The sequence below is a fragment of the Arcticibacter tournemirensis genome (assembly GCF_006716645.1).
GTDB classification, from domain to species: domain Bacteria; phylum Bacteroidota; class Bacteroidia; order Sphingobacteriales; family Sphingobacteriaceae; genus Arcticibacter; species Arcticibacter tournemirensis.
Genome location: NZ_VFPL01000001.1, coordinates 1,833,856 through 1,855,206 on the forward strand (window position 1 = coordinate 1,833,856; position 21,351 = coordinate 1,855,206).

Here is a 21,351-nt window from a genome sequence, read left to right on the forward strand (position 1 = left end):
TCGAATACATGTAAATGAGTCAGTACCTTCTCGATGCACATGCATTGTTGTGGATGAAGGATGATAGCGACCAACTCTCGGAAAGGGTAAGAGAAATATTAAGAGATGATCGATCCGACTTATATGTTAGTATTGTCTCTTTCTGGGAGATAGTTAGCACTCTTTAATACATCAGCCCAAAGAGCCATAGCGGTATCTTGTTACCGAACCCCGTTATTATTTCATCGGCTGCTATATAAGAATCCTTAATACCCTCGATTTGCTTTGCTGACTTACCCGGTCCGCCGATTTCGATTGTATATTTTCTGTCTACCAGAAAATCGCCTTTGGTTGCGTATTCAACTTCATGGCCTGCGTTCTTTAACTGATTAAGCAGAAAAGTTTCCCTGATAGTTCCGATATCGGGATTCGGCTTAAGCGCATAGCTCAGATTTGTATTCTCCAAATATATTTTATCTGGCTTTTGCAATGCAGCAACTCCATTAGTTGGCCGGTTGATGAGATTTAACAGATGCGCACTCTGCAGGTGTTGCAAAAAGCTGTTAACGGTATCCCTCCCGAGATTAAGTTTTTGGGCTAATGATGTAATATTAGGTTCAAACGGAGCCGATTCAGCTATTACTCCCAGTAGTTTCTTTATTTTAGCTGCGTGAGTAGATGAGTAATCCTTTATAAAAGCAAGGTCAAAAGATATGGAGGTATCAATTACCTGAAATAATCTTGTCAAATAATCTGCCTCTTTATTTTCAAGAGTGAAAGGCAGATAACCACTAATAAGATATTGCTTAAACAGCCTCAACGGTGTCTCTAATTGCTTGTTTATGTCAAAAGCAATTCCCGAATGGTTCGCAAGAATATCTTCCAGTGTTATCCGTGGTAATTTGATGCTATGAACCAGCTCTATGTACTCCCGTACCGACATTCCCGGAAGATTGTAGCTAAGCACTCTTCTGCTCAAGTCTGATTCTCCCCTGTAGATATCGAGCGCTGAAGACGCTGTAAATACAATTTTCATTTTTGGGTAGCCATCGTATATGTTTTTTAGCTCCCGCGACCAGTTTTTATATTTGTGTACTTCATCGATGTATAAGATTCTTCCTCCGTGTTTATACCATTGGTCGGCAAGATCTAATAAAGTATTTGTGTAAAACCAGGGATGATCGGCTGTTACATATAAACTTATCGCGGGGTCTTCCGTTCCAAACTTAAGGTGCTGTAAAATAAGCGTCGTCTTACCCGAACCCCTCAATCCTTTTATAGCTATCATGCGCTGGTTCCATGGGATTACCTGGTACAGAAAGCGAAAGAAGTTCCCTTTTATATTCTCAAGTAAGTTATTCTGATATTCTATAAGTGTTTCCATTGACTTGACCTCAAGTCAAATTTACAATAATATTGACTTGAAGTCAAGTCAATATTATTCATTCCTCAATACTTCCACAGGATTAGTAAGTGCAGCTTTTATTACCCTGGCACTTATGGTTAGTAAAGTAACGAGCAGCACCACAGCGCCAGCCAATCCAAACATCCACCATTGCAGCTCCATCCGGTAGGCAAAATCCTGAAGCCATTTGTTCACCAGATAAGCGCTCAAAGGAATAGCTATCAGTGAAGCCAGTGCAATTAAAGCGAAGAACCCCGAGGAAGTAAGCCGCACAATATCTGCAACCGAAGCGCCCAGAACCTTACGGACGCCAATTTCCTTAATCCGTTTCTGAATGCTAAGGCTCACCAGTCCAAATACCCCTGATAAAGAAAGCACGATAGAAAGCACTGAAAAGCCTATCAGCAGCCTCGTGAACTGTTGCTCACTTTTGTACATCGAATCAAATTCTGCATCCAGGAACCAGTAGTCAAAGGGAAGATCGCTGTTTGATTCCCAGATCGACTTTATCTGTTTGATAAGCAGAGATGGATTTGAAGTGTACCTGACAGCGAGGTATTGATACCCGCCCCACGGTTTGTTGGTGATGATCAGGGGTTCGATCCGGTCGTGCAGGGAAGTGAAGTTAAAGTCTTTCACTACTCCGATCACCCGGTGAGGACCATCCCGTTCAATTATTTTTCCAACAGCGTTCTGCCATCCCAATTGTTTAGCAAGTGTTTCGTTGATAACATAGCCGTCCTCCTTTGTTCTCAATGCCTTCGAAAACCAGTCGCCAGAGTTGAGTTTTAAGCCAAAAGTCTTCAGCAGATCTTCATCGGCATCCAGCTGGTGGATCATCATAGACTGAGACTGGCCTTCAGCTAAAAAGCCATTCATGGTGATGCCGGAAGCCGGTATTTCTGAAACAGCCGAAGCCGTTTTTACAAAGCTAAGGTTCAAAACATCCTGCTTTATACGGGATGTCAGGTCGTCCTGCTTGTTATTGCCGGCAAGCGGGACTAAAACCACGTTTTCGCGGTCAATGCCCGTAGGGTGCGACTTTATAAAGCTCACCTGCTCATAAATAATGAATGTACAGGTTATTAAAGCAATGGATATGATAAACTGAAGGACAATTAGAGTTTTTCCGGTAGACCCTTTTTTTCCGCTGATTGCGGTCGCAGTTAAAGTATTCCTGATGGTTACCTTACGAAGATAGAAGCTGAGGTAGGCCCCGGCTCCGGCACTTATCACAATAAATACAATGCCCGCGATTAAAAGAAGCTTGCCGTTGAATAGTTCACCTGCAATAGACAGTTCTTTTCCTGTCAGCCTTGTAAATACAGGGGCCAGAGATAGAATTAAAATCAGAGCAATGGCGAAAGCCATGCACGTTGTTATTGCCGATTCAGTAAGCCACCTGAACGAAAGATGATTTTTGTCGGCTCCAAGAACTCTTCGTATTCCTATTTCCTTTATTCTTGTGAACGACTGGGCTGTGCTGAAGTTTATATAATTGACACATGCAATAATGAGGATCAGAATGGCAACTGAACTAAAGATCGTTAGATTTCTGCTCAATGTTTCCGAGTTGTAATTAAATTTCAGATGTATATCTTTCAGCGGCTGCAGACTAGCCTCTGTTTTACTTCCATCTGATGCGTCGCTTTTATTAATATGTCGCCACATGAAGGCGGGAAGTTCTTTTTCAAGAGCCGCCGCATTCTCCGGTTTATTAAGCAGAAGGTAGGTGGTATACCGGTATCCTCCCCGCCAGCTCATAAAGGCATCAGGATCAGAACTTAATGTTGAAAAAGAAAGAAGGGCTGTATACCGGATATCGGTATTGGAAGGAGCATCTTCAATTACCCCGGTTACCAAAAAGTCCTTTTTGCCGTTAAGGAGTACCGTCTTTCCGACTGCCTTTTGAATATCGCCAAAAAGTTTAACAGCCGTTGTTTTGTCGAGGACAATGGTGTTCGGCGCTTTTAATGCAGAAGACGGATGTCCCTCCAGAAGCCTGAATGAAAAAAGATTAAAGAAAGAAGAATCGGCGTAGTGCATTCCTTCTGTCTTAAAACTGCGGTCACCGTAGCCGATGTACCTTTCACCGCTCCCCGCCATCCGGCAAAAGTCTTCAATACCCGAAAGCTCCGCTTTTGCATCCGGACCGAAGAGGGGCGAAAAGTCAGGGATCTCCCTGTCATACACCTTTCCCTGTTCCCAAAATGTAAAACCAGCCCTGAAGATCCGGTCGCCCTTTTTATGGAAGGTGTCGTACTGGTTCTCGCTCTGGATATATAATGCTATTAATAAAACAGCAGCTATCCCTGCAGATAAACTAAGCAGGTTAATGCCTGATATCAGTTTATTGCGGAATAAGATCCGTGCTGCAACCTTTATATAGTGAATGAAGAACATAATCAGTTTCTAGCGATTGGCAATTGGCGATTGGCTATCAATAATCAGCTTTCAGAAATCAGCTTTCAATCTCTTTCTGCCTCGTCATTTCTTGATACTTGATACTTGTGTCTTGCTACTTGACCCACAGCTACAACCCACAATTCATTCCGACCTCAGGCTTTTCACCGGATTCGCCAATGCGGCTTTAACCGCCTGAAAACTCACTGTAAGAAGTGCTACAATGATAGTGATCAGCCCGGCGAAAACAAACAAAGTCCAGTCGAGACTTATGCGATATTCGTAGTTCTCAAGCCACTTACCCAGGCTCCACCATGACAAGGGCACAGCGATAATTATAGAGATGACCACCAATTGAAGGAAATCCCTTGAGAGCAGCGTTGTTATACCTTGTACGCTGGCGCCTAATACTTTTCTTATTCCTATCTCTTTGGTTCTGAGTTCTGCAGCGTAAGTTGCAAGCCCAAATAAGCCAAGGCAGGAGATGATAATAGCCAGTCCGCCGAAGAGGTTTGCCAGCAATCCGAGTGTCTTTTCATTCTCAAACTTCTTTTCAAAATCCTCATCCGTAAAATGAAGAACCGGTGGATAAGCAGGATTAATCGATTTAAGGATTTCCTCCATCTTCCTGACAGACGAGCTGATATTCTTTGCAGGATTTAGCCTTACTGCAAGTACAGAGCTGCTTGATCCGCTGTAACTTAATACCATCGGTGCGACCTTCTGATAAGGCGATCCCCATATAAAATCCTTAATAACTCCAATGACGGTAACCGGCGAGCCACCCGACTTAATAATACTTCCAACCGGACTCTTCAGTTTCATGATTTTAGCCGCCGTTTCATTTATTATTATAGTGGAAGAGCTTGTATCTGCAGCGTTTGCTCCTGAAAACTGACGGCCCTCTATAAGCTTAATTCCCGTGGTAGCGGTGAAATCGTTGCCCACGCGCAATACATCTATTAAGACCTGTTCGTCAGGACGCTTTCCGGGCCATTCAAACCCCCATGTATTGTTGCCCGACTGGGTTATACTTTGAGAAAGGCCCGTACCCGAAACAATTGCTCCCGCATTTTTTGCTTCCCGGATAAACAGGTCAGTGCTTTTCCCCAAATTTCCCTCAACCGGAATTTCCACCAGCCCTACTTTGTCGAATCCCGTAGGTTTATTCCGGATAAAGCTGATTTGCCTGTACACACACAGGGTGGCGGTAATAAGAAAGACAGCAAAGCCGAATTGAATAACAACAAGTACTTTTCGGAGCGAAAGTGTCCCTTTACTTGTTTTCAGTGCCCCTTTCAGAACTTTTACCGGTCGGAACGACGAAAGATAAAAAGCCGGGTAACTCCCCGAAACAACGCCCGTTAGTACTGTAATTCCCACCAGGAATGCCCAGAAATACCATTGCGACCACGGCGCCGATAGCTGAATGCCGAGCAGGCGGTTGAAGTATGGCAGACAAATAAAAAGTAGAATAACAGAGGTTATCATTGCGAATAGCGACAGGATAAGCGACTCACTCATAAATTGTGCTATCAGCGATTTTCTTGATGATCCGATTGCCTTACGTATCCCTACTTCTTTTGCCCTCTCTTCCGATCTGGCAGTCGAAAGGTTCATGAAATTGATACACGCAATCAGCAGAATGCAGATGGCCAGGATCGAAAACTGACGTATCTGATCTATCATTCCTCCAACGGATTTTCCGTTTTCGAACTTCGACCATAAGTGGAGTTTTGCGAATGGAAACATAAAAGCTTCACCTTTATATCCGTTCTGGTTTTTATTGATCATCTTTTTGATGATCCCGTTAGCGGAGGAATAGTATTTTTCGTCTTTCAGCTGGACAAAAGTCTGGCAAAAATTGCTGCCCCAGCCGGCATTTTTAATCCAGGACTGCTCATTTTCAACAATGCTCCAGGGAAGAAAATAATCGAACCGGAACGTTGTATTCGTTGGAATGTTCTCTACAACGCCGGTTACCATGAGTTGCGTGGTGTCGTTTCTTCTGACCGTCTTTCCCATCGGATTGTCGTCTCCAAAGAGGTTGGCGGCCAGATCCCGTGTAAGTACAATGGAATTGGGTTGTGCCAGGGCTTTTGCAGGCGAGCCACTTATAAATTTATAGTCGAACATTTCAAAGAAAGCAGGATCGGCAAAAAGTCCGTCCTTTTTTATTCCGCTTTCCTTATAACTGATTAAACCGCCGGCAGTATAACTCAGTACCCTTGCTGTTCTTTTTACACCCGGCACCTCGGTTGCTATAGTACCGGCGATAACCTTAGGCGTTGCCAGAAAAGTAAATATCTTGCCGTCGCCCTGTTGGTTGTTTTGCAGAACATAGATGTTTTCTATGCCGGTAAACTGTTTATCGTAGTTCCAATGGTGCCATACATATAGTAATAGCAACAAACAGCTTGTCATACCTAAAGCAAGCCCTCCTGCATTGATCACAGAGAATGCCTTCCGCTTTTTAATATTTCTCCAGGACGTTTTAAAATAGTTCATGTTTTAGTATCAAGTATCAAGTATCTAGTATCAAGTATCAAGTATCAGGATGTGTTAACCTTCTGCTGTCAGTTGTCAACAATCAGCTTCCTGTTAATCTCATAATTCATATCCCACAACTCATAATTCATAACTCCTGCAACCGCAACATAGAACCCGCAACCCACATTACTCCGTTCTCAGGCTCTTGACAGGATTTGCGAGCGCAGCTTTAACCGCCTTAAAACTGATTGTTAGCATAGCAATCAACAGAGTAAGAACTCCGGCTATTGCAAAAATTTCCCAGCTTAGGGCGGTGCGGTAAGCGTATTGTTGCAGAAGCTTATTCAATGCCCACCATGCAGCCGGAAAGGAAATGGCACATGATATCAGTACAAGGATCAGGAAGTCTTTAGACAGCATTCCCACTATATGACTGATGCCCGCGCCCAGGGTTTTCCTGATGCCAATCTCCTTAACCCTGCTTTCGGCAGTGAAGGTGATCAGGCCAAATAATCCAAGGCATGATATTAAAATAGTGATAATGGCAAAACTATTGAACAACATTCCGATACGGATATCCGCCCGGTACATCTCGTTAAAAGTGTCGTCGAGGAACTTATACTTAAAGGGGAGGTCGCCATTGTATTGCGTCCAAACCTTTTTCAGAGCCGATATGGCTTTGGATGTATTCATGGCCGATGTTTTTACATACATGATATTCTTCCAGGTCGGGTTGTAGTAAAGTATTACCGGTTTTATGGTGTTGTGGAGATTCTGAAAGTGGAAATCTTTTACAACTCCGGCGATCGTTCCGTTCTGATCATGAAACTTAAACCGTTTTCCAACCGGATCACTTATTCCCATTGCTTTTACAGCTGTCTCATTCAATATAAAATTAGAGCTGTCAGCGCGTGTCCCTGTAAAGCCAGATCCGGCTACCAGCCTTAGATTCATTACCTTCAGGAAGTTTCTCTCAACAGGGTTTTGATTGATCATGAAGGTTTCATGGGCAGCCGTCTTACCATCCCATTCAGCATCGCCTGTCGAACTGTAACTATTCATAATATCCTCACCCGAAGATGTAATGTCTAGGATTTCCGGCCGGCTAAGAAGCTCGGACTTCGCCGCATCATAATGGTTGCCGATTTCATGCAGGTTCACCATCAGGATGTTTTCTTTGTCGAAACCAAGATTTTTCTCCCGTATGTACTTTAGCTGCTTGCCGATAACAAACGTACTTATAATCAATATAACCGAAAGCGTGAACTGCAAAACGACGAGTATCTTGCGGATCGTCACATTTTTTCCGAAACCCGAAAGTTTGCCCCGTAGCGCTTCGATAGGTTTGAATGCGGTAAGGGTGATCGCAGGATAGATGCCGGCGAGCATCAGCGTGGCAACCAGGGTAAACAGATAAGTCAGCCAAACTTCAGCGCTGAACAACACAAAAGTCATGTGCTTACCGGCTATGCTATTGTATAAGGGCATGATCAGAAAGATCAGTATGGTGGCGGTAACCATAGAGATTAGAAAGAGGAGAAGCGATTCGCTCATGAACTGAAGGAACAACTGCACCTTCCCAGCACCCACTATTTTACGTAAACTAATCTCTTTCGCTCTTCTTATTGCTCTTGCGGTAATAAGATTGACATAAGTAATACAGGCTATGAGGAGTATTACCATTGCAATAATGAAAAAGATCCTCACAGTAGCCATATCCTGGTCTTTCCCGTCGGCACTGTACAAATGGACTCTTTCTAACGGCTGCAGGACATAATTCAGGTTCCTCGTAAAGTTTCCCGGCTGAGCTTTCTGATGGATGCCGGTTAATTTCTTTGCTGCTGCCGCCGCGTTCGTATTTTCTTTCAGCAAAAAGTAGGTGTCGTAATTGTAATTGCCCCAGTTTTCATCAAGACTTTTCCAGTATCCTTTGCCATCATATTCACGTTCGAGAATGGTGAAAGGTACGATAAGATCGAACCTGATAGAGGAGTTTGCCGGAATATCTTTCATTATGCCGGTTACCTGAAATCGTTCTCTGTCGTTGCCCTGAATTATCTTGCCTATTGGGCTTTCTTCGCCAAAAAACTTCTTTGCCGTGCTCTCCGATATTACCACAGACTGATTGTCGGGAAAAGGGTTTTTAGCATTGCCCTCAAGCAGGGTAAAGCTGAACATCGTAAAGAAAGACCGGTCTGCCAATCCGCATCGAAGGTCAAAATACTTCTTGTCCTTATACTGCAATTTATTAATCTCCCATAAGCCCGTCACGCGGCAGGCGTCGGCAATTTCCGGAACCTCTTGTTTCCCTTTGGTGGCGAGGGGAGCGGGGGTAGTCCAAATGTCAGTTTTTCCTTCCTTACTGAACATCGCCGATGCCTTATAGATCCGGTCAGCTTTTTTATGAAACCCATCGAAACTCAGCTCATCCTGAACCCATAAAAGCAGTAAAATGCAGGCGGCCAGGCTTACAGACAACCCTGTTATATTAATCAGGGAATATGTTTTGTTCGCAAGAAGATTGCGCCAGGCGGTTCTGAAATAATTCATGTTTTTTGTATCAAGTATCAAGATGTGTTAGCCTTCAGCTGTCAGTTTTCGGCTTCCTGTTAACCCTGCAATTCATAATTCATAACCCATAATTCATAACTCTCACAACCCGCAACACAGAACCCGCAACCCGCATTACTCAGTCCTCAAACTCTTCACTGGATTCGCAACCGCCGCTTTCAACGCCTGAAAACTAATGGTCGCCAGTGCGATTAAAACGGCGCTGCTGCCTGCTACGGCAAATACTACCCAGGAGATATCTATTTTATATGCAAAATCTTTTAGCCACTGGTGCATCAGCAGCCAGGCCAGCGGAGAGGATATCACAAATGCCGTGACCACCAGACGTAAAAAGTCGATGCTCAATAACCTTACTATAGCTGAAACGTTGGCGCCTAAAACTTTTCTGATCCCAATCTCCCTCGTCCGTTGAATCGTGCTGTACGACGCAAGACCAAGTAAGCCAAGGCAGGAAATGAATATGGCGAGAATGGCGAAGTTCAGGAATAACTTTCCGAACTGTTCTTCGCTGCGGTACTGCCGGTCGAAGAACTCATCCAGGAAATAGTAACTGAACGGCCGCCCTGGGATCATCGCGTTCCATTTCTTTTCAATAGCTGCAATTGTTGACGGAAGATTAGCTGGCGAAACTTTTACGGAGATAAGCTCGCAGCCGTTAGGTTCTATCCTCATAGACAGCGGCTTTATTTCCCGTTGCAGCGAACGGTAATGAAAATCTTTCATCACCCCGACGATGGTTCCTTCACGGCCCCATTGCCTGAAGCGCTTTCCGATGGCCTGCTGCGGAGAGCTGTAGCCAAACATTCTCACCGCCGCTTCATTCAGGACCATCGCTTTCGTGGTGTCCGTTCCGAACTCCTTTGAAAAGGGCCTGCCTGCTACCATCTTTATTTTGAACTGGGGGATATAATCAAAATCGACAAAGTAGAGATCCAAATTAGCAACCTGCATTTCGCCCTTGGTGTTCTCAATTTCAGAGTATGCACCCGGATTTCCTCCTCCCGGTACGCTGGATGAAAGTGCAGTCGACTTAATGCCGGCCAGCCCGGAAATCGACTCCTTAAAAGCTGTTCTGGCAGGGTCGCTGTTGGTGTTGATGACCATGATCTGATCCTTGCTAAACCCGAGGTCGCGGTTTCGCATAAAGTCCATCTGGTTATACACCACCAGAGTAGCAATAATCAGTGTTATGGATATGGTAAACTGCGCTACAACAAGCCCCTTCCTTAACAGGATACCTTTAGTGCCGGAGGCAAATCGTCCCTTCAATACCGACACCGGCCTGAAGGAGGCTAATACCAGTGCCGGGTAAATTCCCGCCAGCAAACCCATAACGATGGAACACAAGAACAGTATCAGCAGCTGAGAACCGCTTCCAAAGATCCCTTCGCTGACGGTTTTTCCTGCAAGCTGATTGAACAGCGGCCGCAAGGTTGCAGATAGTAACACAGAAATAACAAAAGCAATAAGGCACACAATGAGAGATTCACCGATAAATTGTCTTGAAAGCTGTGTTTTTGCCGCTCCAACCACTTTCCGGATACCCACCTCCTTTGCTCTTTCAACAGAACGGGCAGTACTGAGATTGATAAAGTTAATGCAGGCAATAAGCAGTATAAAAATCCCGATAATAGAGAAGATATAAACGTTCGTTATGTTACCCGTCTTGCTGCCGTTGCGTGTTGAGCGAAGGTAAACATCTGGTAATGGTTCAAGGAATAGTGTTGCCGACATCTTGTTTTCCCTGGCTTCTTTTCCGTTGCGTCTCTCCATAAATGCCGGAAACTTCCTTTCAAGAGCCTTTGCATCTGTGCCCGGCTTCAACAGAATGTATGCCGATGCTCCGTAATTTCCCCATTGATCATCAAGCCCCCGGTTAAAATTCTCTGTCAGTGTACTCATCGACACCAGCATGTCAGCCTTTATTTGCGAATTTTCAGGAATGTCTTTCATTACTCCTGTTACTTTCGCCGGATGAGCGTCTCCAGTGAGCAGTAACGTTTGCCCAAGCGGATCACTATTGCCAAAATATTTCCGCGCAGTAGTTTCGGTTAATACAATGCTTAGCTGATTGGATAAAGCAGTCCTGCCGTCTCCCTTTATCAGTTTGAAGTCAAAGACCTGAAAGAACGCCGAGTCGGCAAATAGCGAATTGTCTTCCTGAAACTTGATATTATCCTTCCTTACCAGAAGACTGGCATTCGATATTCTGACGAATGACTCGATTTCCGGAAAGTCAAGCTTTAGATGCGGGGGGACAGCCCACGAAGGTCCGCTTGCTTTCAAGATCTCTGTCGGAGTTTTAATATCGGATATAATCCTGTAAATTCTGTCGGCTTTTTTATGGAAATTGTCATAGCTCAGTTCCATACTAACATACAAAAAGATCAGAAAGAAGGCTGTCATTCCTACTGCCAGACCAAGGATGTTAATGAATGAGAACCCCTTGTGCCGCCAAAGGTTTCTGAATGCGATTTTTAAGTAATTTCTGATCATGAGAGGGCTATTGGTGCTTGGCTGTTAGCAATTGGCCTGTTGGTTTTTATGTAGCTTTTAATTATGGAGTTGGGTGTTTCCTTACACCATAATATTCTCTGTTACTACCTGCCCGTCCAGCATACGGATGATGCGATGGCTATATCGGGAATCGTGCTCAGAATGTGTCACCATCACAATAGTGGTTCCCTGTTCATTCAGATCGGTGAGCAGCTGCATTACCTCGTTCCCGTTTGATGAGTCGAGGTTTCCAGTAGGCTCATCCGCAAGAATGAGTTTCGGGTTGTTCACTACAGCCCTGGCTACGGCCACACGCTGCTGCTGACCGCCCGACAACTGCTGGGGGAAGTGGTTTCGCCGGTGCATGATCTGCACTTTGTCAAGCACGGCTTCTACCTTACGTTTCCGCTCGGCGGCAGGCGTTTTGGTATAGATCAAAGGAAGCTCTACGTTTTCATAAACCGTAAGTTCATCGATCAGGTTGAAACTCTGAAATACAAACCCGATATTATGTTTCCGCAGGTCAGATCGCTTACGTTCATTGAATTTGGCAACCTCAATATCATTAAACAGATAGCTGCCTCCGTCAGGGTCATCCAGCAACCCAAGGATATTCAGAAGCGTGGACTTTCCACAGCCGGAAGGTCCCATAATTGATACGAATTCTCCCTTTGCAACGTCAATAGACACTCCGTTAAGGGCTATCGTTTCTACCTCTTCTGTGCGGTAGAATTTTTCAAGGTTCGTTATTTTAATCATGCTATATGTGGCTAACAGCTTTCTGTTTTTATTTTTTTTATTTATAGGATTCTTTGCGAAGTGCTCATTTCTTTAGCACCAGCTCCTGCACATCTCCGAAATTCTCATAACTCGACGTAATCACCTTATCACCCGGCTCCAGTCCGCTTAAGATCTCGTAATAGTCGGGGTTTTGCCTCCCCAATTGTATATCTGTCTTATATGCAGTTTTGCCATCTTTACTCATCTTAAAGACCCAGTTTCCGCCGGTTTGCTGGTAAAAGCCTCCGCGGGCCAGTAATAAGGCCTGGGTTTCGTCGCCCAGCGCAAGCCGCACCTGCAAGGTCTGGCCTCTGCGGATGTTGGACGCAGCTTTGCCGATGAATTCCATATCCACCTGAAAACGGCCATTGGTTACCTGGGTGAAAACTTTCTTGATTCGAAGCTTATAAACCTTGTCGCCAAGGGTAAAGTCGCCCATTAATCCCGGAAATATCCTAGCGATATAATGTTCGTCGATATCGGCACGGACTTTAAATCCGCTCAATACATCGATCTGCCCAAGCCGCTCTCCCTTGTTTTTGTTCTGCCCGATCTCAGCATCCATGGACGTCAGCTGACCGTCCACCGGTGCACGTACAACGAGATCGCCAACCTTCTTTTTCATTAGCTGAAGAGCATTGGTCATTCGCTCATATGATTCATTCATCTGGCTCAATTGCTGCTTTACAGAAACAGAATCTTGTTTGAGCACGCGGTCGGCCAGCCTTCTTTTACGCAGCTGATAGTTATATTCATTTTCGGTCGCCTGAAACTCCTGCAATCCAATGATCCTGTCGGCATAGAGCTTCTTGTTCATCTTGTACTTTCTTTCAGCCTCCTTCAAGCCGTTATCCACATCTGCCAATTGATTCAATTTCGAGATGGTGTTCTCCTGCGAATTATTCCGGGTGTTCTGCATCTGCGTAAGAACATCAAAAACGGCCGTTTCCTGGTTCGCTAGAGTGAGTTCGAGATCTGTATTGGAGAGGCGCATAATCGGATCGCCTTTCTTCATCATGGCGCCGTCTTCGACATATTTTTCTTCCACTCGCCCGCCCTCTGCAGCATCAAGGTAAATGGTAGTAAGAGGCATGACAATTCCGTTCACAGGAATAAACTCCTGGAATTTCCCTTTATGTATTTCACTCACGGTGATCCGCTCGGCATCAACGTTGAGCTTGCTTTTTCCGGAGGTGAAGTAAATGCTTCCGGATATCAGCAATACTAAAGCAGTGATTCCCGCTACGGTAGTAATTCGTTTATTATTCCACTTCTTTTTTGGTAAAACTCTGTCCACAGTAATTTGTACTAATCAGATTTACCTGAGTACAAACTGTGCCATAGTCTCAAGTGGTTGATACATAGTTTTTTATTGACTGGGAGGCCTGGAGGGATGTCCGGTTCCGAACACTATGTGTCCGAAATTACGAGATGTTTCAAAACTTTACCCTTTTCCCCATGAGCTTACTGGTATCAATGGCTTCTCTTGCTGCAATGGCCGACTGTTCCCTCATCTGCCTGAGTTTCTCCCTTACTATCTGCTCCTGCAGCTGCTGCTGTCGTTCCTGATCCGAGCGTCCCGGGCTCTCTTCTGCTTCGATGGATTTTCGCTCACCGGCCGGTACCGCCCGCTGCTTTCGCATACTGCTCAGGAAGCCGTTCCCCCGGTAACCGGCCATGATCTGGATACGCGGAGCGATGCCCAATGCTGCTGCCTCTTCATGGTGCAGGATGGCCCTGCTTTCCCCGTATCCTGCCTCTGCTTCATCTTCCGACTGGAATGCCCCGATCAGGCTTACCGGGTTAAAGTCTTTACTGTTGAGGGGCTCCTGCTCGTATGTGTAGATGTTTGCTGCCGTACATTCCAGCATGCCCAGCACCAGCAGCAGGCAACCTTTGGGTACTTCCTGTTCGAATACCAGCTCTTGAGCGGCATTCAGGCCGCTGCTTTCCATGACGATCTTCTTCTCCCCGATATACTCATAGTACTCTTCCCTGAAGTTAAAACCTGCCAGTACAAAGCTGAGCCGGTAACCTGTAACCCGGTAATGTCCCTTAAAGGGGGTGACAAAGTCCCTGCGGGGATCGATCTCCGGCAGGCTGATGCTTACCTGTCCCTTCTCATTACGCCTTACCTGTGGTTTGATCTGCAGGGCCTGCGAGAACTTGCTGTCTTCATTGAACTCCAGTCCCTCCAGGAAGGAGAGCTCCCCGTCGTGCAGGTCGCGGTCGCCACGCTCCCGGCTGCGGCTGCCCCGGATGCTGCGCGAGACCGCTGCCGTCATGCGGTTCACCATCCCTCCGTCATGAAAGTGGTGGTAAAAGGGCCGGAATGCTTCCCTGATCACCTTGGATGCCTGACTGATTAGTCCGAATTCTCCGGCAGCCTCCTGGCTGGCCTGGGTTTGTTTGAAGCGCCGGGGACGGCTCTGAACGATGTTCATCCCCCGGTAGCTGCGGTATACCACGGAGCCTGCTGTGCCGTGGATGCCGCCTTTACTATCGATTACTGCCATATATTTTCCTCCTTTTTTAAATTGCTTCAGCCATCAGCAGCTGGCACAGGGCAGGGTTAGGACGGTAACACGATGCGGAGGTCGGCGGCTTCAGCTGATGTAAAGTAAAGTTGATAAGAACTGCAAAAACATGAAACAGGTATTTGCAATTTATAATCAGTTTAAACTAAGCGCTTGATTCCCTTTGGTTTGAGCTGTTCTGGCAATCCAAGCAAGGGCATAGGCAGGAGTCTCCCCGCTCCGGGAACGCTCTGCTACTGCCTATCCCCTGGCTATCTGTATTTCTTCACACCAGGGAGGCTCAGCGTATAGTGAGTCTACCTTTTTACCCAAAAGGTAGACTCACAGTAGGGAATCATTAGCAGAAGTAGGGCAATATTGATACTCAGGGCATAGCCTGGGGATAACAGGGTGCGAACCGCTGCTGTATTCTGATGAGCTTTCATTTTTGAGTAATGTGCGGGAATTTATCTGCTATCAGATTAAGTTGTACGTTGTGTTCAAGATACGCTTTTAGTCCGTCGAGCACTGTGGTGAAACCACCTGTATTATCTATAAGCGCTTTTATTAAATCATCCCCGCTTAGGTTAAAGCCATAATTTTTGATCACTACATACGTGGTGTCATCTGTCAATGGAGTAAATTCATAGTCGACAATGGTTGCTGGTTCGCCCCATTCTGTTGATATCAATTTATCTTGTACGATCTTGTTCGTCAGCACGTTTGTTGACACACCGTACATCTCCCATTCCCATTTCACGGTTTTACCCAGTTCCAGCGGTCCGCTCGATTTGGTGAACCAGAATTTACTGGTGACTGCAGGGTCAATAAATGCCCGGAAAACTTCTTTAACGGGCTTTCTGATGAGCATTTGCGCCTCTACTATCGGTGTATCTGCCATAGTTTTAATCTTTAACTTGTGTAAGTATGTTCAATATATGATTTATGTATCCAGGGTTATTTAAACATAGTAATTAACCGGAGGCTTACGAAAATGTTATTGACAAAAATAATGTACAAGGAACCATTGTAAGAAGTGAAAGCCAGGGAAGGTGGTTTTAAAAAAATGGTATATTCGCTTTCCGGAACTATGGGGAGTTATAACACATTGGCCGATGCTGAACTTGCAGTATTACTAAAAAGCCGGGATCATAAGGCATTTGAAGAGGTATATAGCCGTTACGGGCAAGTCCTGTATACCCATGCCCTGAGGCTCACAAGGGATCCTGACGACGCTCAGGATATCCTTCACGACCTTTTTACTGTTCTATGGGATAAAGCTACTGAACTCAATACCAATATTCCACTGAGGGCCTATTTGTTTAAATCTGTGAAAAATAGAGTTTTTGATCTCTTTTCCCGACAGAAAGTACGCTCTGAACACCTTAAATCGCTGCAAACTTTTATTGATCAAGGCGAGTGGGTAACCGATGATTCAATTAGAGAGAAGGAACTAAAGAAAGTGATAGAGAAGGAGATCTCTTTATTGCCTGAAAAAATGCGGTTGGTTTTCGAGATGAGCAGGAAGGAAAATATGTCGCATAAGCAAATAGCTGAAGAGCTTCAACTTTCCGACAAAACGGTAAAGAAACAAGTCAACAATGCGATCAGGATCCTGCGCCTGAAAATCCATAGTCTTTTAGTGACCGTATTTTTTTTCTGATTACTTCGTTCGGATGAACTTTTTCAGAAAAAATTAATAATCATCTACTACCACAGAGTTTTTCACCCGTAGTGTATACATAGGGCGGATACATCCCCTGTTTACTGCATGAATACACAAAAGGCCAGAGAGCTTTTAGATAAATATAAACAAGGTACTCTTTCTGAAGAAGAGAAGTCTATCCTCGATAGCTGGTACATGAAACTCAGCCAAAATGAGCTTTCGGATATGGGCGAAGAGGAGATTAAGAACAGGTTAGACTCTCTATGGCGGGGACTTCCGGTTAACAGGAAGATTAAGAGGTGGACTATTGGTTTGCGAATCATCAGCATTTCGTCGGCTGCCATTGTTTTGATAGCCCTTGGGATCAGCCTTTATTATTCTCCTGAAGCCAGAAAGCCCCAGGAACATCGAATTGTACACGACATTGCACCTGGTGGAAATAAAGCCATACTTGTGTTGTCGGATGGTCATGAGATCAGTCTGAATGATGCTCAAGATGGTGATCTTGCGCAGCAATCTGGTGTAATAGTTACGAAAGTAGCCGATGGGAAGTTAAGCTATGCCGGCAATAAAACGACAACAGGGACAGAAGGGAGGGCTAACCTCTATAATACCATCTATACTCCCCCCGGAGGGCAGTTTGAAGTGACGCTTCCCGATGGGACTGTCGTATGGCTGAACGCAGCTTCTTCTATAAAATATCCAGTGCAGTTCTCCGGAAAAGAACGGCGTGTGGAACTGAACGGAGAAGGTTATTTTGAAGTAAGCCGAAAGAAAAATGCGCCGTTCATAGTCGAATCATCACGCCAGAGAATCGAGGTATTAGGAACCCATTTTAATGTAAATAGCTATCCCAATGAACCCTTTGTGAAAACGACCCTTCTTGAGGGGGCGGTTAAGGTTGTGCCTGTTGTTAGTAATCCATCGGGCGCGGGAACGATTATAAAGCCGGGTGAGCAGACTTTGCTCACGGGCAATCGCCTTGTAGTTGAAAAGGCCGACATTGAGAAGGAAACAGCATGGAAAAACGGTGACTTTATATTCGATAATGAAGATTTTAATACTATTCTCAGGCAAATATGCCGATGGTATGATGTCGAACTAACCAATCCCGGAAATTACCGGGACCTTCATTTGAGCGGAAGAGTCTCCCGCTCACGGAAAATTTCTGCAGTGCTCGAGGCTCTTGAAGTAACAGCTAAGGTTAAATTTAAATTAGAAGGAAGGAGGATTACAATTATAGATTAACTGGATATACTCATAAGAAAAGTCGGCCCCGACGTCAATCGGGCCCGACAGGTCGATTAAGTTTAAAACATTTCACCCAAATATTTTAATCATTGCACAGCGCTGCCGTTCCTCGCAAGAAGTCAGCCCTGCGCCTTAACCAATATGTAAATGTATAAAATTTATACTAATGGGCGGTGCCAAGCCTGCGGCTCCGCCGAAAAAAAACTTGTTGATACTGAAGTCTGCAGATATGGCTTCAGTACCGATATAACAAGAAAAATTATCATGAGGATTAATATATCAGTTCTTGTTTTAATTGTATCTCTTCTTCAGGTTAGTGCAAAATCGTCCGCACAGAAGATCACAATCACTGACCGGAGTACCTCGCTTCAGGAGCTTTTCAAAGAGATCCGCAAGCAGGGGGGGTATGATTTTCTTTATAACGAAGATGATTTGAGGAAGATAAAAAAGATAAGTGTTAATGTGAAGAATATGGATGTAAGTCAGGTTCTTCAATCAGCCTTATCAGGATTGCCGCTAAAGTACTCTATAAAAGACAAGATAGTGATGATCAGCCGCGAGGAAGAGACGGCGCTCGAAAAGATCATTGACGTCTTTTCGAAGGTGAACGTCAGAGGTAAGGTTACGGATGAAAAGAATCAGCCGCTGATAGGAGCTACAGTAAAAGTAAAAGGGACGAGTAAGGGGAGTGCTACAAATGAAGAGGGGAATTTTTATCTGCCCAATCTGGATGAAAAAGCAGTATTGGTAGTATCATATACTGGTTTTGTATCGCAAGAGATCGCCGTCAACGGGCGTACTGAGCTTACAATTGTATTAAAGGAAGATCAGGCTCAGTTAAGTGAGGTGGTGGTGGTGGGATATGGCACCCAAAAGAAGGTAAACCTTACTGGCGCTGTCAGCCAGATAAATGCTGATAACATTGCTCAGCGTCCATCGGTAGACATTACCGGAGCCTTACAAGGATTGCTGCCAGGATTGAATATCCAGATAAACAATGGGGATCCGTCTGCAAAGCCCGACGTTAATATCCGTGGTTTCAACTCAATAAACGGAGGAAGTCCGCTGGTGCTGGTTGATGGTATAGAAGGCAATATTGCGCGTGTTAATCCAAATGATATTGCCAGTGTCAGCGTGTTGAAAGATGCGGCTTCGGCAGCTATCTATGGCGCCAGAGGCGCCTTTGGGGTGATCCTGATCACCACAAAGGCAGGTAAATCCGGCGAGGTGAGGGTCAATTACTCGAATAACTTTGCATTGACCACTCCTACAACCCGGACTGATTTTATTTCTGATCCCTATGTTTACGGTAAGACAGTAGATGCTGCGCTCTTCGGTTATAACGGAACCAACTACACCGGCTATAACGATATGGATTGGGAGATCATAAAAATGGTTGCCGAGGGAGAAATCGAGCCGTTCCACGAAAAGCAGGCTAATGGCGCGTATAAGTTCTATTACAAAACGAACTGGTATGATTACTTATTTAAGAAATATCAACCGTCGCAATACCATAATATCTCCGTTTCTGGAGGAACAGATAAAATTAAGGCTTATCTGTCCGGCAGGATATACGATAGGGCAACGATACAGAACATACAGGATGCCGATGTAAAAAGGTATAATTTAAATTCGAACCTGAGCTTTAAACCCGTAAAGTGGCTTGAGCTCTCAGATAACATCAAGTATGTAAACGAATATAACGACGAGTACGGGGGTTACCGGAGTGGTTACGGTGGTTTGTGGAGCACGACTACGTGGTATAACCTGTTCCCGTTCTATCCTAATATGGTAGATGGCATCCCTGCTGATATCGGCATAAGCGGTAGCGGCGGATATGGGGGCGGTCCGGCAATGGAAGATGGTAATAACTGGAAGAAATTCGTTACCGATGAACTTACCAATACCTTCCGTGTAAAGATCACACCTTTTAAGGGGCTGGATCTGAATATGGACTATAGTAACCGCATTGAAAATACATCGCGGACGGAACGTTATAATCAATTCGACCTTATAACAACTGACCGCCTGGTTTTACAAACGGTGGGAATTAACCGCCTCGGCGAGTGGCGTTGGAAGGATAAATACAATGCGCTGAATATTTTTGGTACATACGGATTTAATATTAAAAACGACCATAATTTCAAGTTACTGTTGGGATACAACCAGGAGAATTTTGACCGCGACAGGGTCGCAGCTCAGTCTAACAATCTGCTGGTCAGAGATCTGGCAAACTTGTCGCTGGGTACAGAGATGTACAATATCGATGGTTCTGCACTTGTATGGGCTGTTGAGGGTTATTTCGGCCGGTTCAACTACGATTATAAAGGTAAATACCTGCTTGAAATAAATGCACGTTACGATGGTTCATCCCGTTTTCCGGATGAAAGTCGCTGGGGCTTCTTTCCTTCGGTGTCGGGAGGCTGGCAATTGAACAGGGAAAGCTTCTGGGAGCCTATCGAGAATGCAGTGTCTTCGATGAAACTGCGGGCTTCGTACGGAAAACTGGGTAATCAAACAGTGGATGTTAATACCTTCCAGCAGTTAATGGGTCTGGGACAGTCGGGGTGGCTCGACAACGGGCAACGTATTAATTATGCCAGTGCGCCAAATCCCCTGCCAAGGGTTGTTACCTGGGAAACAACCAGGAGCATCGATTTTGGTGTTGATCTGGGTGTGCTGAAGAATCGATTAATGGCGACATTCGACTGGTATCAGAAAGAGACAGATGGGATGTACCTGGCGGGTCAGCCCTTGCCATCGGTTTTTGGAGCCGGAGAACCAAAGGAAAATTATGCTGCGTTGCGTAACAGGGGGTTTGAGCTGAGCCTCAGCTACCATGATAAATTTACAGTAGGCGGTTCGCCGCTGAGCTTCAGTGCCACCGCCAGTGTGTCGAACTTTAAAGGCATCATCACTAAATACAATAATCCGCAAGGGCTGATGGGCAGCTACTGGGAAGGCCAGGAGCTAGGGCAAATCTGGGGATATCACATCGACGGACAGTTCCAGTCTGATGAGGAAGCTGCTGCCTACCAAAACAGCTTTGCCAATCCGGCCATCAATCTCGGTAATGTATACAAGTATATTCTTGGCACAGTTCAAAATAGCCAATGGAGTAAGCTGAGAGCAGGAGACGTGAAATATGTTGACAGCAATGGCGACGGCAGGATTGACAAGGGCGATTATACACTTGAAAACCATGGCGACCTGATGCCTATTGGCAATGCGATGCCGAAGTTCCCGTTCGGGTTTAATGTGAGTGCTTCGTGGAAAAACTTCGACGTATCTGCTGCAGGAGCAGGCGTTGCTAAACAAAACTGGTACCCCACAGGCAATATCTTTTGGGGCCCTTACCAGCGTCCTTACCTGTCTTTTATCAGGAAAGATCTGGTAGAAAACGCATGGACTCCTGAGAACCCTGGAAATACTTATCCTCAAATCTACAGGGGGTATGCTGCGTTACAAACCGGGCGCTCGTTATATGAAATGAATGACTATTATCTTGAAAATGTAGGGTATATGAGAGTGAAGAACCTGACCGTAGGATATACGCTTCCCGAACGCCTTACCAAAAAGATCAATGCTCAGAAGATCAGGGTGTTCTTCAGTGGAGAGAACCTGTTTACCGTTCGGTTCGGAGGCCTTACAAAGTATATTGATCCGGAGCAGGCTGGTTCGGCTATAAACTATTCAGATCCTGGCGATGCTGTGGGAAGGGCAGATGTCACCGATTACCCCATGGGGAAGACGTATTCAATGGGTATTAATCTAACCTTATAACTGGTTAATCT

13 protein-coding genes are annotated in these 21,351 nt (G+C 45.2%); 4 read left to right on the forward strand and 9 right to left on the reverse strand.

What is annotated here, in order from left to right; genetic code table 11:
• Positions 1-14 precede the first annotated feature (14 nt).
• Positions 15-167 carry a PIN domain-containing protein gene (locus BDE36_RS07795; RefSeq protein ID WP_141814416.1) on the forward strand — a complete coding sequence of 51 codons (153 nt, stop codon included), beginning with the start codon at positions 15-17 and terminating at the stop codon, positions 165-167.
• On the opposite strand, the gene BDE36_RS07800 is transcribed toward BDE36_RS07795, so the two are convergent.
• The 9 genes from BDE36_RS07800 to BDE36_RS07840 form a co-directional block, all read right to left on the reverse strand.
• Positions 164-1,363, reverse strand: a complete 1,200-nt coding sequence (locus BDE36_RS07800) for an ATP-binding protein (protein ID WP_141814417.1) — start codon at positions 1,361-1,363, stop codon at positions 164-166. The two genes, BDE36_RS07795 and BDE36_RS07800, sit on opposite strands and share 4 nt — an antisense overlap.
• Before the next feature lie 54 nt (positions 1,364-1,417).
• Entirely contained in the window at positions 1,418-3,787 is a 2,370-nt protein-coding gene (locus BDE36_RS07805) for an ABC transporter permease (protein ID WP_141814418.1), read from the reverse strand.
• Between the two features lie 144 nt (positions 3,788-3,931).
• Positions 3,932-6,295 (reverse strand): ABC transporter permease, encoded by a 2,364-nt coding sequence (locus BDE36_RS07810; RefSeq protein WP_141814419.1) that lies wholly within the window; start codon positions 6,293-6,295, stop codon positions 3,932-3,934.
• Positions 6,296-6,463: 168 nt separating this feature from the next.
• Positions 6,464-8,827 (reverse strand): ABC transporter permease, encoded by a 2,364-nt coding sequence (locus tag BDE36_RS07815; protein WP_141814420.1) that lies wholly within the window; start codon positions 8,825-8,827, stop codon positions 6,464-6,466.
• 135 nt (positions 8,828-8,962) lie between these two features.
• Complete coding sequence (locus BDE36_RS07820; protein WP_141814421.1) at positions 8,963-11,344, reverse strand: ABC transporter permease; 2,382 nt, start codon at positions 11,342-11,344, stop codon at positions 8,963-8,965.
• Between the two features lie 81 nt (positions 11,345-11,425).
• Positions 11,426-12,103 carry an ABC transporter ATP-binding protein gene (locus BDE36_RS07825; protein ID WP_128769444.1) on the reverse strand — a complete coding sequence of 226 codons (678 nt, stop codon included), beginning with the start codon at positions 12,101-12,103 and terminating at the stop codon, positions 11,426-11,428.
• 64 nt (positions 12,104-12,167) lie between these two features.
• A complete protein-coding gene (locus BDE36_RS07830) occupies positions 12,168-13,421 on the reverse strand; it encodes an efflux RND transporter periplasmic adaptor subunit (protein ID WP_141814422.1) in 1,254 nt (417 codons plus the stop codon).
• A 139-nt stretch (positions 13,422-13,560) separates the two neighbouring features.
• Complete coding sequence (locus BDE36_RS07835; RefSeq protein ID WP_141814423.1) at positions 13,561-14,640, reverse strand: hypothetical protein; 1,080 nt, start codon at positions 14,638-14,640, stop codon at positions 13,561-13,563.
• A gap of 442 nt (positions 14,641-15,082) precedes the next feature.
• Positions 15,083-15,541: an SRPBCC family protein gene (locus BDE36_RS07840; RefSeq protein WP_141814424.1), complete on the reverse strand. Its 459-nt coding sequence runs from the start codon at positions 15,539-15,541 to the stop codon at positions 15,083-15,085.
• A 135-nt stretch (positions 15,542-15,676) separates the two neighbouring features.
• Between BDE36_RS07840 and BDE36_RS07845 the strand changes: the two genes are divergently transcribed.
• From BDE36_RS07845 to BDE36_RS07855, 3 genes are all read left to right on the forward strand, one after another.
• Positions 15,677-16,303: an RNA polymerase sigma factor gene (locus BDE36_RS07845; RefSeq protein WP_235904266.1), complete on the forward strand. Its 627-nt coding sequence runs from the start codon at positions 15,677-15,679 to the stop codon at positions 16,301-16,303.
• A 108-nt stretch (positions 16,304-16,411) separates the two neighbouring features.
• Entirely contained in the window at positions 16,412-17,554 is a 1,143-nt protein-coding gene (locus tag BDE36_RS07850) for a FecR family protein (RefSeq protein WP_141814425.1), read from the forward strand.
• A 267-nt stretch (positions 17,555-17,821) separates the two neighbouring features.
• The gene (locus BDE36_RS07855) at positions 17,822-21,340 is read left to right on the forward strand and encodes a TonB-dependent receptor (RefSeq protein ID WP_141814426.1); all 3,519 of its coding nucleotides are present in this window, start codon (positions 17,822-17,824) and stop codon (positions 21,338-21,340) included.
• Positions 21,341-21,351: the final 11 nt, after the last annotated feature.

Bases quoted from the DNA above. Each gene is read 5' to 3' on its own strand.
- BDE36_RS07840 (WP_141814424.1), bottom strand. From the start codon at position 15,541: ATGGCAGATACACCGATAGTAGAGGCGCAAATGCTCATCAGAAAGCCC.
- BDE36_RS07810 (WP_141814419.1), bottom strand. From the start codon at position 6,295: ATGAACTATTTTAAAACGTCCTGGAGAAATATTAAAAAGCGGAAGGCA.
- BDE36_RS07800 (WP_141814417.1), bottom strand. From the start codon at position 1,363: ATGGAAACACTTATAGAATATCAGAATAACTTACTTGAGAATATAAAA.
- BDE36_RS07805 (WP_141814418.1), bottom strand. From the start codon at position 3,787: ATGTTCTTCATTCACTATATAAAGGTTGCAGCACGGATCTTATTCCGC.
- BDE36_RS07850 (WP_141814425.1), top strand. From the start codon at position 16,412: ATGAATACACAAAAGGCCAGAGAGCTTTTAGATAAATATAAACAAGGT.
- BDE36_RS07855 (WP_141814426.1), top strand. From the start codon at position 17,822: ATGAGGATTAATATATCAGTTCTTGTTTTAATTGTATCTCTTCTTCAG.
- BDE36_RS07795 (WP_141814416.1), top strand. From the start codon at position 15: ATGAGTCAGTACCTTCTCGATGCACATGCATTGTTGTGGATGAAGGAT.
- BDE36_RS07820 (WP_141814421.1), bottom strand. From the start codon at position 11,344: ATGATCAGAAATTACTTAAAAATCGCATTCAGAAACCTTTGGCGGCAC.
- BDE36_RS07815 (WP_141814420.1), bottom strand. From the start codon at position 8,827: ATGAATTATTTCAGAACCGCCTGGCGCAATCTTCTTGCGAACAAAACA.
- BDE36_RS07825 (WP_128769444.1), bottom strand. From the start codon at position 12,103: ATGATTAAAATAACGAACCTTGAAAAATTCTACCGCACAGAAGAGGTA.
- BDE36_RS07835 (WP_141814423.1), bottom strand. From the start codon at position 14,640: ATGGCAGTAATCGATAGTAAAGGCGGCATCCACGGCACAGCAGGCTCC.